The sequence below is a fragment of the Chitinophaga polysaccharea genome (assembly GCF_007829335.1).
GTDB classification, from domain to species: Bacteria; Bacteroidota; Bacteroidia; order Chitinophagales; family Chitinophagaceae; genus Chitinophaga; species Chitinophaga polysaccharea_B.
This window is the reverse complement of the sequence record NZ_VIWO01000004.1, coordinates 38,534-53,631: the sequence shown is the minus strand read 5'-3', so window position 1 is coordinate 53,631 and position 15,098 is coordinate 38,534. Positions and strand designations below refer to the sequence as shown.

Genomic DNA, 15,098 nt, shown 5'->3' with positions numbered 1-15,098 from the left:
AACTACCTAATTTATGCCCCTCCTGTTCAGTTGCTCTCCAACATACCCCCCAACCGCCATTCATTGCCTTTTTCTTATCAACCACTACCTGCCAAATATAATTCCATATTAAAATGAGCTAATCTGAATGAAAATTTCTTTGAACAAAAATACCGGCTTAGGTTTGGAATAGTTATCAAATCGACTTAAATCTTTTGCTGACAAACGATTAAAAAGAAAAAAGGTATACAGAAGTGCAAACAACGTTGCTATGATGTGGCGCCTATTTTCGCCAGTATCAAGCACAACCATGGCTTTAAAAGATCTATGCTGAAAGGGCTGGATAAAGTAACTATCAAAATAGGACTATTGGCAATGGCACACAATCTTAGAAAGAAAACAGCATAAAATCATGTCTAATCTTTTCTTAGTCCGCCCTGTGGCCGGGATACTTCGGTACCTGCTGGAAGTATTCGGCAATAGCAGTATGGAAAAAATTTTATTTTTCGATTTTTTTAAATAGATTAGATTATCATTATTCAGAACTATCCGCCCTGTTTATAAGACTCAACAGTACGTTACCCGCTACAGCATTTAATTCAACCCTCAAATAACCTTTAACCTCAGTACTTGATACGAGCTCATATTACCTATTTTTTTGTCCTGACTAAGCCAGAAAGCATTGTACTTTTTGCCTGATCTGTCATTTCATTTCTTCAACAGAAAATGTTACTCAATCCATTTATCAAACACTTCAGCTTATGAAAAAAGCACTCCTCATTATTACCGCCGGTATTGCAGCAGGGGCAACCCTGATCGTTTTTTTTAAGCAGTCGCCCACCAGGGCTGCGGCTGTGCATGGAAAAGCGGACCAGTTTAGTTTCAATATAACATTCGATTCGACCGTTCCTAATACACTGAGTCAATACGCCGATTCTGCCGCTCTATGCAGCTTTGCCTGGAATGAGTTTTTTGCGCTGAACTGGAAATCAAGTTATAAGAAAAATACGCACGTATACAGAGGATATGCAGATCCCCAATGGACATTTAATGATCAAAGCGCTTACCCAATGAATGATCCTGTGGTATGGGAAACCTATGCTCATCGTGTTGAGCTGCGGCCTAATCATGGGAATACGCTCCCTTTCGATAAGGTCCCCAGGTATGATTATCAAAAATATATTCCCCGCAAGGATAATAGTGTTGATACCACTTTATTCAATAACCTGGACGAGAACAATGAAATTGGCTCCTGTGACCTGTATGCAAAAATAAATCAGTACAATACCCAGTATCAGGTATTGTATGAAGCAAAAGTGAACCGGGATGAATATGATTATAAGCGTAAGAATTATCCTGATGAGGCATCTTTAATAGCTGCGGTAAATAGAACTGCCAGCAATATCGCAAAGGATTCAGCATATTATAATCCAAAAGATTATCCAGGTGGTAAGTATACAGGCGGCAATTGTAATTGCCCTCCGGGTATATTTTGCCTGCCATGTGGAAACGCTAAGGATCCTGATACGCGTTTTGGTAGATATACCGGGGCACTGGAGGTAAAGAGCGCCTGGAGAGAGATGACCAATGCCGCAGAAGAAAATACACATTTTACCCGGAAAGTAATTGTCTATGAAAAGGATCCGCAAACAGGTAAAACGGTTTCCGTAAACAAAACATACGGGCTTATAGGTATTCATATCATCCATAAACTTGCTAACTACCCTGCTTTCACCTTTGCTACCTTTGAACATGTAGATGTTCAAAAGGATAGCATGGGTTACATAGAGTTGCCAAAAAAAGGTAATCCTACACCACAACGATACGATCGCTTTCATCCAATATCAGTTGTGGCAGATGCTTCTACCAAATATGTACAGGATCAATTAAAGAAAAAGAATCCAAAATCCATCTGGTTAAATTACCGCCTGGTAGGTGTGCAGGGCATGCCTACTAATGACAGCACTTCATTCAGCTTCTACCTGGCTAACTACGTCATAGAATCAGATCGAACACTGGGAGATTTCAGAGGAAGCGGCTTCAAACATCCTCATGACGGACGTCATAATGTTTTCATAAATGGAAAACATTACAGTATGGGAGGCTGTCAGGGCTGCCATGGCGCTGCCCAGGGAATCGGGGCTGACTTCTCTTTCGTGATGGATGCGACTTCCAATCAGCCGGATAAAGTACCAGATATCGACAGAACAGACGACAAACTGAAAGCGTATATAGATGCATTTGAAAAGCTGGAGAAAGCGGGGAAGAAAAAATGAATACGTTGATATTTAGGGATTTAATTATTTAGTGACGTGGATATTTAGCATGCAGCGGAGACGATGTGCTGTTCTAAATATCCACGTCGGGATATTGTTAGTTCCATGGTTCAGATCTAAACAGTACAAAGTATATGTCAAAAAACACCGATACTAACTGTATATGTTATACGCAACTATTTTTTGTAGAATTATCCCGGACTCATCTCCGGAAGTCCTTATCCCTACTATAATAAAACGGATCATCCATAATCATAGTTAGCATACCTTCCTATTAAAAAAAACAAAAAAAATTTGAGGATTAATTATTTTTTAATAGCTTCGGATATCACCGATCGTCAAAAAGATAACAGCATTATTTGAATGATTCAACGTAAGTATTTAATCATAGCATTTTTGTATGACATTTTAAACCTCATATAACCAAAACCCACAGCCCTTTTCATTATAAATACCCGCGTATTGATGCCAGTGTTTTGCATTGTTGCAATTATCTGAATTTATTGTCCTGACTGAACCGGCATGCATAGCGTGTCTTTGGCGGAGCCATGTTGTTGCCTTTTCCGGTTCCCTGATTTCTTACAGTGCATGAGTATACTGATTGTATTATCCATAAATGTTGTCTTATGAAAAATGGTGTTCCCTATTTCTTTCATAGTAACCATTGCAGAGATGGCCCCTGCTGCTTCTTTGAAACCATTATCCATGGCTGGATTACGTAGAAATATCTTTCGGCCTTTCCTCTTACAACATCAATATAGGCTATGGAAAATTTAAATGAATGCAACACTTGCAATTGCCATGTCAGGCATTCCGATGAGCAGCAATCGTTGGGAACGATGTCCTCGAAAACTGCCAGGAGTGCACCTTCGGTCATATTGAGCATCCTGATTGCTTTTTTTCCGAAATGTCCTATGTGCTGGGCTGTTTATATGAGTATGTTCGGCAGCCTGGGATTGGCGAAGCTACCTTACATGAAATGGCTGCTGCCTGTAATGATGATCTTCCTGACGATACATCTTTTCTTTTTGTATAAACGGATAAGAGTAGCTGGATACCTTCCTTTCATTATCAGCATGCTGGGGGCGGTTTTTATCATGAGCACCCGCGCATTCTTCCCTGGCACGCAATGGTCGCTGGTTGCGGGCGTTGGCATGATCCTGACAGGATCTTTACTGAATAATTTCCCCAATGTATCCTTGAAACTTATTCACAAGAAACATAAAATTGCTTAACTATGACAAGAAATGGCATAGGCGTTCGCCGCTCTATAATTGAAATTCAGAATGACTATGATGCAGGCATCAATAATGATCTGGAAAAACTGATGACAGCATGGGCTTATATTAAAGCATTACCACCTACTGATCCTAACTCCTTTTTTATGATAGGTGGGTATCACGGAGAACCATTTGCCGGAGAAGGCGCTACAAACCCGGAATGGTGGGGGGGCTACTGTAATCACCAGAATGTGCTTTTCCCCACCTGGCACAGGGTATACGTTTACATGCTGGAAAAAGCCCTGCAGACCACTCCTGGTTGTGAAGATGTGATGCAACCCTATTGGGATGAGACAGATTCCTATTCAACTACATATGGCATACCGCGTGCACTTACCGCTCCGAAGTTTACATTCAAGGGACAGTTCCCGGAGTGTTTGCGTGATAAGGGAATTGTACCTGATGATAATAATGCCATCGACAATCCACTGGCCTCCTTTACTTTCCCTAAAAAAATAACTGACCAGGTGAACAATGACGACTCCGTTTATAGCAAACCACAAGGTTACCAAACAGTAAGATACCCATTATCTGGCCTTGTGGGAACGCCGCAGGCCCAGGCCAATACTTACGCGTATAATGCTAATTTCTTTGATCCTAACGCCAATATTGCCTTGCTGAATGCGAATGTATTGCAATGGCTTAATAATGTGACTTACTATATACCCGGATGTGGCCCAGGAGACACGGGGGTACCACAACCGGCAGGTATAGCAAAGGCATTCAGTGATTGTCTTGACGCGCCTATTTATACGATATTTTCCAATACGCAATCTGCTGCTTATTATGGTAAAGGGTACACTGCACTGGAGCATCCGCACAACGATATTCATTTGGCAGTTGGTGGTTTTAATCTTCCTAAGGGCATAAATAACGGAGGCTATGATTTATCTCAGCTACCGGATGCAAATGGTGATATGGGTGAGAATGATACGGCAGGACTGGATCCTATCTTCTTTTTTCACCACTGTAATATAGATCGTGTGTTTTGGTTATGGCAGCAAAAGCAGGGTTTTACAGAAATTTTTGACATCATCGAAGACCCCGCAGATCCGGGTACCTCAAATGGTTTCAATGGCGGCAACGGACAAGGCCCTGCCAACGGGCAAACGGAGAATGAAACACTGACTATGAGCACTGCGCTGAAACCGTTTATAAAAACTGGTACTACCTATTTCACATCAGAAGATTGCATAAATATTGAATCACAGCTGAATTACACCTATAGCGATGGCTCATTGTCGCAAAACGATGTTGTTGCAGCTGCAAGAGCTGCCAGGGCTGTTGATTCAAAGAGAAGCGATCTGCATCTCTATATTTCAGGGCTTAGCAGAGGAGGTATCAAAGGCTCCTTTATTGTTGGTGTATACGCCACCAAAGGGGATGATACTAAATATCTTGTCGGCTATCAGTCTGTGCTGAGCCGCTGGGATGTTGGTGGTTGTGCTAATTGCCAGGCGCACCTGGGAATATCTGGAGTCGTTAGTCTGAACCAGTACACGGAGGAAGAGGTCAGCGGAATGAAATTTCACCTGGAAATTTTTGGCCGTGAGAAACAGAATACAGCACGCTTTAAACAGTTCAGGACATTGGTTGCAGCGGATACGCCGCCTTATAAGCTGGAGATAAGGTAATATTCCTGTTGATGAAAGTAAAGGGGGTGTCATAAAAAAGACGCCCTCTTTTTTATGGAATACCCAACCTAATGTTGATAGCACCGCTTTTTACTATGGTCATAATGTTCAGTCTGAAAGGCGAAGTGATTGAACAAATCCCTTTCGAGGTTGTACGGATAGCTTTGGTATTGGTTATTTACTTCGCCATCATGTTTTTAAATTCCCAGCACTACGAGCGATTCGAGCAGAAGACATCTTCTAACGGGAAAACCTCCCAGATACAATTCCATATCAAAATGGGCTAATCCGAATGGAAATTTCTTCGAACAAAAATACCGGCTTAGGCTTGGAATGGTTACCAACAAAACTATTACATCCTGCGCAGATGTGAGCCTAACGGGCTTGGCTACGTAAACAGCCCTATTCTTGTTTAAATTGTTTCTATATGGCAAAACTAAGTGGAATTATTCCCTTGCAAGGAACGGGCTTAAAAATAGCACTTACAACTTAATTCTGTAGCCAATTTCACAGCATCCTCAAATGGAGTGGCTGATATCTGAGGATTAGCCTTATAAAAAGTACGAATCTCCCTGGTATCAAATCTAGCAACCAAAAGCCTTTTCGTAGCATTATCAACATATGATGCAATATTTACAGGGACGTGTTAAACCGGCATTTATTGATTTATTGGAAATATCGTCAGCACCTCGTATTGTAAATGTAAGTTTAAGTCGAGGCTCAATTACGCTACACAGCGATCCAAATTATAAATACGACAACTACTGTTGTATATCTTTCTTCAAAATCAGCCTTGAATAATCTATTGTTTTAATTGGATTATCACTTCGGATTGGATCAATTACTCAACAGATAAATTTAAACGAATCGTATCCGATTTTACGATTCCAGCATAAGAGTGTTCCACATATATTGACCAAATATATTTTCCATTATTGCTACATACTTGTTCTATGCCAATCTTCTTGGAAAAATACAAATTGATTATATTTTCAAGATCATATCTCTTTTGAAACAAAATATTTGACGTGCCCAATTCTCGCTCTTCCACCTTCGCTTTAAAATCCGATCCAGGAGGGATCCCAATGAAACAATACAATTCAAAACTTTGATTTACTTTTAATCTGTCTGCATTAAAGGCTGTATAAATAGGCGTCCCCTCCCATCCTATTATCTTACCAACCGCGTTATAGGTAGCCGAAAATATCGGCTCACCATTTAAATTATTAAATGAATATTTCTCAATTCGTCCATCATCAAAGTAAATCTTTTGTTCACCAAAATTTTTTCCACCAAACCAATTTCGTTCTTCTTTAATACTTCCGCTATCGGAATAATACGTCCAAACGCTATCCTTTATGCCATCTCTATAAAACCCTTTGGACTTAATTTTCCCATTTAAAAAGTATTCTTTATACATCCCATCTGGAACCGAATCCTCATTTAGTCTGATTTCCTCTATTAAAACATCTTTTTCATTAAATATCTTCTTAAGTAGGAAATACTGACCGTTCGCGGGTATTCTTTCTATAAGAGTTTTCTTATTATTTGAACAACCTGTTAATAAGGTTATAGTGAAGCAATAGGCTAAAAATTGGTATGCTATAAATTTCATAGTTTGCACTTGATGCTATGGTCAATAACGTAAAAATAAAAGCCATTCAATAAAAAAGAACACCCGGTCGCTGACCGGGGTGTTCTTTTTTATAATGCGCGTATTTAAAGCTCCAGTATATTACTTTATTCTACTACAAATTTAAATATTAAAAACTCTTCTTTAATAATTTGCAAAAACGAAGCAATATCCGGATTCAAAAGGTTATCCATTCCAGATAAAACTATCCTTTTGTTACTAAAATATCCATTATGATTATATAATTCCAATAGGCAATCCTTAAAGGTATGCAGATCATGCCCAAAATACCCTCTGTCTCCTCACAACAGGAATTGGCTAAAAAACTGGGCTCCGCCCATACCGTCATCGGCCGCTATGAACGTGATGAGATGTTGCCTTCCATTGACGTTGTTAGAAAACTGGCGGATGCCCTTGATACGACTGTTGGCTTTTTGCTCGGTGAGGCTAACGATACTAACATACTTAAAGATCCTAAGATGATGAAGCGGATTAATGAGATCAACGACCTTCCCGATAAAGATAAAGAGTGCGTTTATTCCCTCCTGGATGCTTTCCTCGCTAAATCTAAATTACAAGCGATATTAAAATAATACACCCGGTCGCCGACCGGGTGTATTCTCTTCATTAAAGCATATCATTCAATATAACGACCTGACACAAAATAATCTGGAACTATGCTATCACACCAATCCTTATCATTTTTCTTAGGAGATGATTCACAATAATTGGCCTTGGTGTATACGATGAACATTTCATAGTCCCTTGCCTGTAATCCATTCAATCTTATATCTGCTCTACCTTGCCTAATTCGTATTGACAAAATATAATTACGATCACATATTTGTTTCATCTCATCATAGGACACTCCCAAATTATTATGATCAAATATTCCTTTTGCATCAGCATCTAATAATCCATTTTCCTTACGATGTAATATTCCAAACCCTTTTGAATTATAGGCATATGACACATCAAAAGTATCTTTAGGATATTTCGCCATTAAAGAGTCGCAAATATTTCCTATAACCCGAAAATCTGGTTTATTTTTATCAAATATTTCAACTGCTACTCTTTTAGCCCCTTCCTTGTCAAATACTGTATAACAACTGGTTAAGCCAAACAAAATGACTATTATAATTTGTTGTTTCCACATCATTTTAATTTTCGGATTGTTTATAATTTACAGATTTATAATTTTCATCGTCAGGTTTTGTGAAAAACACACCAGATCTATCTTCCACCTTCACTACTTGATCCTTTTGTTGAATACCATCTCGGTGCCCACCTGTTACCATATAATTAAATTGAGTGGTGATCACAGCTTCAAAAATCCCATTTTGATCTTTCACTGGCTGTAGTGACATCATAGAAGATCCAAGTGTCCAAATACCATAGGGCGTATTATTAGCATCTCGATTAGCTTCATTATCATTCCATTCCATCATCCTACTCATATTACGTTTATCGGAACCATCAGCAAATGATGAGAAACGTTTATACTCGCCTTCCGAAAATAATACCGCTGTTGTATTCGTACTTTCCATTGACCATGATGCTGGAGCAATACCGTGTCCTCCACTTATCTGCAAACCCCAACCCACTAATTTCTCGTCTGAGTTATATTCAAGTGATCCTCCAACTGACAAATGTGTTTGTGGAATACCTCCAGAAATTCCAAAGGAGGTCCCCATACCTGTTATGCCAGATACATCTTTAATTCCAGGTAGAAAAGACGCTTTAATACCTACATCATAACCTAAATTGGTTGCCACACTTGGACCAGCTGTTCTCGAATAAAAAAGTGCAACATTACCATTTTTGTCATATCCCATACCTTTTGCCATTGACTGAACACTTCCAAAAGAAACGCTGGCAAATGTTGAAATTGTAAATGTGCCTCTTATCCCTTTTGCGATGTAATGAGGAATACTCTCTTCACCATCAAGATCAACATTTAGTATTGGGCTGTTGGAAGAAAACTGGTATGGAGTAAGCTCTGGGTATTTCTTTGTCAATGGATCCACACTCAAAAACTTCCCTATCCTCGGATCATAAATCCTCATCCCATAGTCCTGCTGATTCCCCTCTCCTTTCACTTCATTATCATTCTCCTTCCCATTAAACCCATAACGATATCCCCCCGCCAACGCCCAACGGCCTTTACAGCCTCTCACACCTGGCGCTTTACTCAAAGAACTCCCGTAAATATATTATTTTTTATTTCATCTGTTTTCCATTTGAAAAAAAATAATATCCGCGGGAGCATAAGCGTAAAATACCGTCGGGAGGATAGATGATGCGTTACTACAGCTGATGATATATTCTATCGATGGTCATAGAACTACCGTCCAGCCTATGTTCTACTGATGACCGCATCATCTGTCCTCCCGACGGACGCGCGATAGTACTAACGCTGATCAGGGTACTGATGCTGGTGTTCGAGCAGTTTATTCTTCAGCCGCCGGGTAGCGGTATAACGCTGACGGCTATATCCTGTCGCCCTAACAGACGGTCTGCCGCCCCCACCGCCATTCCCACCTGGCTGCTGTGGCGGCAGCCTGAGCGCAGGCCCTGGAGCGCAGCGGAAGGGCCCAGCGAGGGCGAGCCACAGCTAGCCGCGCCTTCGACCTATATCTGGCCGGGAGCGCCAGCGGACGGCAAAATCAAAAATGCAAGGCCAGGTGGGATAGCGGGGGGCGGACAAAATGGACAGCGTAGGGATGGCGGGCATTAAAACCACCTCGATTTAAAACAGCTCACAGCCAGACCGGGAGCTGGCCGAACGAAGGGCGACGGGAGCGCAAAAAGCGTGACAGGACGAAGCGCAGCCCCTGTAGCGCAGCGGAAGGGGCAAGCGGAGGACTGGCGCGCCTTTTTGCCGACCTAGCCCGCAGTGAGACCGCTTTTCCTTTAACATAAAGGCTTTACCTTGCATAAACGGGGTTACTACACTTTTAGCACAACACCAACTTTACAAGTGCAGGTTCGATTCCTGTTCTGGGCATACCACCCTCAGAACCACAATCTGATGCTCATAACCTCAGTAAACAATAGCGTAGAAGAAGGGATTCGAACCCTTGATAAAAAACATTGGACGCGGGTTCGATTCCCGCCATCTCCACCTACCTGTTTTTTAATAATTGTACCCCAGATGGGAGTCGAACCCAAACGCAGATGACCTACTGCTTAGAAGGCAGTTGCTCTATACACTGATAAGTTTTTGGGAGGGGCCTACTGATTAAGAGTCAGTAGGTCTAACTTTAGTGCGAAGGAGGAGATTCGAACTCCCTAACCCTTTCAGGCACTCCGGAGGTTCCGAGCGGATTCGAACCGGTTGACAACAATAAAACAGTTTTTTCATCTCATCGGGTGATACTGCTCTATAGCACTTTTCAACGCTTCCACCTGGCTTTGTCTGTAACGCTCCGTACTGGACGGATATTTATGGCCCGCGAACCGCTGAACCACACTAATATCATGGCCCTGAGCCAATAAGTTAGCTATCACACTGCCACGTATAGCCTGTGCCGTTACTGATCGTCCGGGATACACGTTTTTATAACTACTGATTACATGCTTTACTATATCATCAGCGCTCATAGACCGTGATCGGTGGCCGATCAACAGCACATCACTATCAGCGCCCTTTAATAACTGCGGACGTACCTCCCGCAGCCAGGTGTAGAACAACAGGATCTGACCTGGCTTTAATGATAAGGTACGGCTGTTGGTAGTGGGAGTAGATTTTATGTAGATGCTGCCCACTTCCAGATTAATATCCTGTATGCCTATTGCAGCTATTTCCTGCGGTTTTAATCCCTGATAGATCAGTAGCCCCATTAATACCCGGTTACGGTAATATAACGCCTGATAACGCTCTTTTCGATCCAGCAGCCGTTCCAGCTCTTCCCCGGTAAAAAGATCCTGCAACTGTACGTCACGGCTGCGCTGATCACGTAACAGGATGGAACGTGCCGGATGATCACTGCGGCGGCTGGTACAGCATAAATAATCATAGTACACTTTAATACTACACAAGATGCGGTTGAGTGTAGCAGCATTATTATAACGCTCCCGTAAAACACCCAGGTAACTAATCAGATCCGCATAAGTAGCCATGGAAGCAGATGGATAACTGCTTAAAAAAATAGTTATTTCACGGTGATAACTTTCTACCGTAGCTGGTGTGTAGTGGCTTTCAAGATATTCATATAGTGTCATAAGGCTTGTAATTGATGCACACCAGGTCGCGCGTAAATTTGTGTAGATTCAAGGCACTGATGACCTAAAAAGTCACGTACATACTCCATGCTCATCTCGTTTTGTAAAAGATGCGTAGCGATGCTGTGGCGCAGGTAATGAGGGCTGATGTCCTTGCACATGTCTGCTCTGCGCAATAAAGATTTAAGCAGGCTTACATAATTCTTACCTGTCATAGCCCTACCCATACGATTAAGCATAAACGATGATCCGGTATACCTGGCCGTGCCTCGCTCCTGTAATACGTATTGTTCCAGACTATCCGCTACCTTGCCTGTTAACGGGATTACGCGGCGTCTGGCGCCTTTCCCTGATCTTACATACAATAACCGATGCCTAAACTGAACATCTGATAACCGCAGCCACACGGCCTCACTGCGCCGCAACCCGCAACTATAAAACAGGTGAAGCATAGCATACTCTTTAAAAGTGAAGGCTGCATTAAACAAGGTTTGTATTTCATCCACCGTCAAGGGTTCCCGGTAGCCACGCTCAGGGCTTTTAAACTTCAACACACTAACCGGGTTTATAGCGATGCCTCCCGTTTCCAGTTGCCAGCTAAAAAACACCTTCAACGCATACACGTAATGGCTGATCATCATCTCACTCAACCCTCCTTCACCACGCTTTAACGGACGCTCATGCAACCATTCATAAAACAGGTTAATATCCACTGGTCCTATTTCCTCTATGCTACTATACTGCCCGTACTCCAAAAAATCATGGATACACGCTGGCAGCATACTTTGTATGCCGCTGCTATATCCCAGCACGGACAGATAGCTTTTAAAGCTATCTACGATCTGGTACATAATTAATGATGTTATTTTGTGATAAAATAAATGGAGGGGCTAACTGTACGGTGATTCTGGTATAGGTATGACGTTTTTCTAAAAGGGGCCTTGAGCACTTTTTTGGAACGCGGAACGCCAGGGCATTTTTTCAGGTTGGATAAGGATTCCAGCGTTCCACTGGCGTTCCGTAGCGTTCCATTTTATTTATTTGGTGTTCCCTGCATAAACTTATTTCAATACTGGTGAAGGTTCCAGCGTTCCATCCTGAGCAGATACACGGATAGACTGTATTTGAGAAGTAAGATAATTACGGATTCTTTCACGCAATAACTGGTAATTATCGCAATAACTGAGCTTATAGGTAAACCCTTTATTAATATGGCCCCCACATATCTGTATATATTCCAATCGGGTTAGATCTCCTGCATAACGGAACACCTGCGTTTTACTGAACTTCAATGATTGCCTGACTTCACGCAGACCGAACACTGCACTTTGATATTGATCGCCGTGTTGCTGCTGTAACCAGCTTTTCAACTGCTCGAAGAACTGACGTAAACTGCCGTCCAGCTCATCTACTTTCAGCACAATACTATCGAACATAATATCAATAGCCGCTTCAAGGTCGGATATTTCTGTGATTAAACGGCCCTTACTATCCTTTTTTCTTTGGTACTGATGTACCAGCGTGATCATTTTTACAAAGTTTAAAAACAGATCATTTAAACGCCGGATCTTATGTGCATCGGGAGGTAGCTGTAATTTACTGGCGTAAGGATTAATGACCTGGCACACCTCTAAGCAACGCACAATATTTTGTATAAAACATTTGGTAGTCTGTTCCTGCTTACTATCGATCTGACCGGAGGCTTTAGCATTCTGATAACTAATAATACAACTGGTTTGCTCACTGCTTTCATCTACTGCCAGCAGGAACACACGGCTCATATTATCCTCATAGATTTCTCCGCGGGTAGTACACGCAAGGGAGGCAATAGGACCTTTTACGGTCTTCTGACCGCTGGTGATTTGCCCGTTATCCAGCTTGATACTGGTGGCGCTGTTCAGTTCTCCGTTACTCTGCAACTCCCTAAACGCAAACTCAGCTTCTTCACTCAACCCATCTATATCTTCAAGGCATAACAACCGGTTTATAAAATAATGTTCCGGATAATTATATAATACCTTGTCACTGACACGGGTTAGCTTCGTTACTTTCTCCTGCGGGATACAATCGGAGATTTGTTTTAACAGGCGGGTCTTTCCACTGCCACTACTCCCCTGTATCAGCGCGTGTAGCGTTTCTGGCATCTTATAGCTGATGGCGATAAGCAGTAAAAATAAACGGTTCGTTTCCTCCCCTACTATACCTGTCATACCCAACTGATCATTTAATCTGCCTATCAAGTCCGGGGCCTTTAAAAAGGCTTCTGCCGCGCTACGCTCCTGTAACGTAAGCGGATATACGCCTGTACCACTACCCTCAACCGGTTTTATCAGATCCTTTTCACGGTAACCGTCCAGCAGATCTGTTAAACGGTATAAATCCGCTTCCAGTAACGTTTTATCTAATAACAGCTTTTCACTTACTTCCCTGCTTACCTTGTCTACCTGCTTATCTTCGTATAAATCCAGCTTGTTGCGGCTTTTCTGGCTGTTATCTTTTCGTTCTACCACCAGCGTTACTTTCATGCTGTCTAGCTGCTTACTGATACCGCCCTGTACATAATAAAAGGCATGGTCAGTACTATAGCTTAGTTTATAAGGATTAGCGGTATCAAGACCAGGTGACGGCACTTTTAAAGCAGCCACCGGTAAGGGTTCCGGTGTTGTTTTTTCAGATGAAAGAAAAAAATCCTTTCGTTCACTTAGCAGGTGTACAAAAAGATCCGGTTCATGCGATAAGGCCATACTGTTGATATCCTCACCAACAGGAAGATCCAGCGTACTAACAATAACATGCGGCAGTTGCTCCCGCAACTGCCCCGCGTATTTAGCGACTGCTCTATTTCCTGCCTCATCACTATCAAAAGCAAAAATGATTTCCTGTAAGCCTGATAAGGATTTAACAGCCGCCCAATGTTCCGGTGTAAAACCATTGGTACCATAGCAGGATAATACGCTGTATTCCTTAGTAATGGCCGACTGCTGTAATAAAGTAGCTGCATCTATAATAGCTTCGGTAAGGATTAGACGCTGCGCTTCTGCTGTTGGATAGCCAGGATAAAGACCTTTACGATCCTTTAAATAAAAATGCTTTTGCTCATCATCATTAACAGTACTGCGGAAGTAAAAGCCACTCACCTGGTTACTCCGATCACGCAACGCGAACACAATACAATACTTAGCAAAAGCCTTGTAAGCCTGCCCGCCATCACGGTTATTGGTTCCCCATGGTGATAACAACCCCACTTCCACACATGAACTGATCAGCATTTCATCTCTGCGGTTGCCGTGATGGAACTGCGCTGTATTATAACCGATTTCTAAAACAGTAGCATCCAGCCCGCGACTACGTATATAGTCCTGCGCTGGTCTGCTATTATGTACAGCATTTCTAAAATAGGTAAACATATGACCCAGTATAGCTACACCGGGCGATGAGGGGATGCGGGCGGCAGATATGGGGACACCGATTAATTGTTTACATCGCTGGATAGCTTCATGCTTACTGCAACTTTCCTGATGCATCACAAAATCGATGACGTCTAACGCCTTGCCATGAGTTTTACAGTTGGAACTAAAACAATAGCAGGTATGCGTTTTATAATACACCTGCAGGCTCGGCGTTTTATCATCATGGAACGGACAATGTAAACGCAGATGCTTATCAGGCTTTAACCCGTAGTGCTGCAATACAGACGATAACGTAAGCTGCTGCTTGATCTCCTGTATATTCATTGCGCCAACTTTTTCAGCGTCTGCTTCATTTCCTGCAACGCAGATCTATATTCATGTGCTTCCTGCTCCGTGTCTTCCAGTGGTTCTATGATTAGCAACCTGTCACGGGTAGTAATCTTTACCATATCTCCCACTTTAAAACCTAACTCCTCCAACCACACACCGCTGATATTGAGCCACGGTACTACGGTATGATTCCCTGATTGATCCCGGTGTTTGGGTTGCAGCTTGATTTGTCTGTTATTACTCGTCAACATAAAAAATATTTTAGCTTTTTTAACCTGACAATATTTGGTATAAATGTAGAACATCTATATCAACAGACAAAATATTTATGG

The 15,098-nt window shown here is 42.0% G+C and carries 13 protein-coding genes; 6 read left to right on the top strand and 7 right to left on the bottom strand.

What is annotated here, in order from left to right; genetic code table 11:
* Positions 1-207 precede the first annotated feature (207 nt).
* The 4 genes from FHW36_RS31065 to FHW36_RS14900 all read left to right on the top strand — a co-directional run bounded on the left by FHW36_RS31065 (position 208) and on the right by FHW36_RS14900 (position 5,169).
* The gene (locus FHW36_RS31065; protein WP_145670753.1) at positions 208-387 is read left to right on the top strand and encodes a transposase; all 180 of its coding nucleotides are present in this window, start codon (positions 208-210) and stop codon (positions 385-387) included.
* Between the two features lie 353 nt (positions 388-740).
* Positions 741-2,255, top strand: a complete 1,515-nt coding sequence (locus tag FHW36_RS14910; RefSeq protein WP_145670364.1) for a hypothetical protein — start codon at positions 741-743, stop codon at positions 2,253-2,255.
* An 839-nt stretch (positions 2,256-3,094) separates the two neighbouring features.
* Positions 3,095-3,490 carry a hypothetical protein gene (locus tag FHW36_RS14905; protein WP_145670362.1) on the top strand — a complete coding sequence of 132 codons (396 nt, stop codon included), beginning with the start codon at positions 3,095-3,097 and terminating at the stop codon, positions 3,488-3,490.
* A gap of 2 nt (positions 3,491-3,492) precedes the next feature.
* A complete protein-coding gene (locus FHW36_RS14900) occupies positions 3,493-5,169 on the top strand; it encodes a tyrosinase family protein (protein ID WP_145670360.1) in 1,677 nt (558 codons plus the stop codon).
* 841 nt (positions 5,170-6,010) lie between these two features.
* Here the strand turns inward: FHW36_RS14900 and FHW36_RS14885 are convergent.
* Positions 6,011-6,784, bottom strand: a complete 774-nt coding sequence (locus FHW36_RS14885; protein ID WP_145670355.1) for a toxin-antitoxin system YwqK family antitoxin — start codon at positions 6,782-6,784, stop codon at positions 6,011-6,013.
* A gap of 287 nt (positions 6,785-7,071) precedes the next feature.
* Between FHW36_RS14885 and FHW36_RS14880 the strand changes: the two genes are divergently transcribed.
* On the top strand, positions 7,072-7,395 hold the full coding sequence (locus FHW36_RS14880) for a helix-turn-helix domain-containing protein (RefSeq protein ID WP_145670347.1): 324 nt from the start codon (positions 7,072-7,074) through the stop codon (positions 7,393-7,395).
* 44 nt (positions 7,396-7,439) lie between these two features.
* On the opposite strand, the gene FHW36_RS14875 is transcribed toward FHW36_RS14880, so the two are convergent.
* Both FHW36_RS14875 and FHW36_RS14870 read right to left on the bottom strand, forming a co-directional pair.
* Positions 7,440-7,961, bottom strand: a complete 522-nt coding sequence (locus tag FHW36_RS14875) for a hypothetical protein (RefSeq protein ID WP_145670341.1) — start codon at positions 7,959-7,961, stop codon at positions 7,440-7,442.
* A 1-nt stretch (position 7,962) separates the two neighbouring features.
* Positions 7,963-8,997, bottom strand: coding sequence for an RHS repeat domain-containing protein (locus FHW36_RS14870; protein ID WP_186452455.1), 1,035 nt, complete (start codon positions 8,995-8,997; stop codon positions 7,963-7,965).
* A 137-nt stretch (positions 8,998-9,134) separates the two neighbouring features.
* Here FHW36_RS14870 and FHW36_RS14865 point away from each other — a divergent pair, with 137 nt between their 5' ends.
* A complete protein-coding gene (locus FHW36_RS14865; RefSeq protein WP_145670337.1) occupies positions 9,135-9,539 on the top strand; it encodes a hypothetical protein in 405 nt (134 codons plus the stop codon).
* Positions 9,540-10,162: 623 nt separating this feature from the next.
* On the opposite strand, the gene FHW36_RS14860 is transcribed toward FHW36_RS14865, so the two are convergent.
* The 4 genes from FHW36_RS14860 to FHW36_RS14845 all read right to left on the bottom strand — a co-directional run bounded on the left by FHW36_RS14860 (position 10,163) and on the right by FHW36_RS14845 (position 15,017).
* Positions 10,163-11,026, bottom strand: coding sequence for a tyrosine-type recombinase/integrase (locus tag FHW36_RS14860; protein WP_145670335.1), 864 nt, complete (start codon positions 11,024-11,026; stop codon positions 10,163-10,165).
* A complete protein-coding gene (locus FHW36_RS14855) occupies positions 11,023-11,877 on the bottom strand; it encodes a tyrosine-type recombinase/integrase (protein WP_145670333.1) in 855 nt (284 codons plus the stop codon). Before FHW36_RS14855 ends, FHW36_RS14860 begins: the two co-directional genes overlap by 4 nt.
* A gap of 210 nt (positions 11,878-12,087) precedes the next feature.
* Positions 12,088-14,760: a CHC2 zinc finger domain-containing protein gene (locus FHW36_RS14850; RefSeq protein WP_145670330.1), complete on the bottom strand. Its 2,673-nt coding sequence runs from the start codon at positions 14,758-14,760 to the stop codon at positions 12,088-12,090.
* Entirely contained in the window at positions 14,757-15,017 is a 261-nt protein-coding gene (locus tag FHW36_RS14845) for a SymE family type I addiction module toxin (RefSeq protein ID WP_186452454.1), read from the bottom strand. Before FHW36_RS14845 ends, FHW36_RS14850 begins: the two co-directional genes overlap by 4 nt.
* Positions 15,018-15,098: the final 81 nt, after the last annotated feature.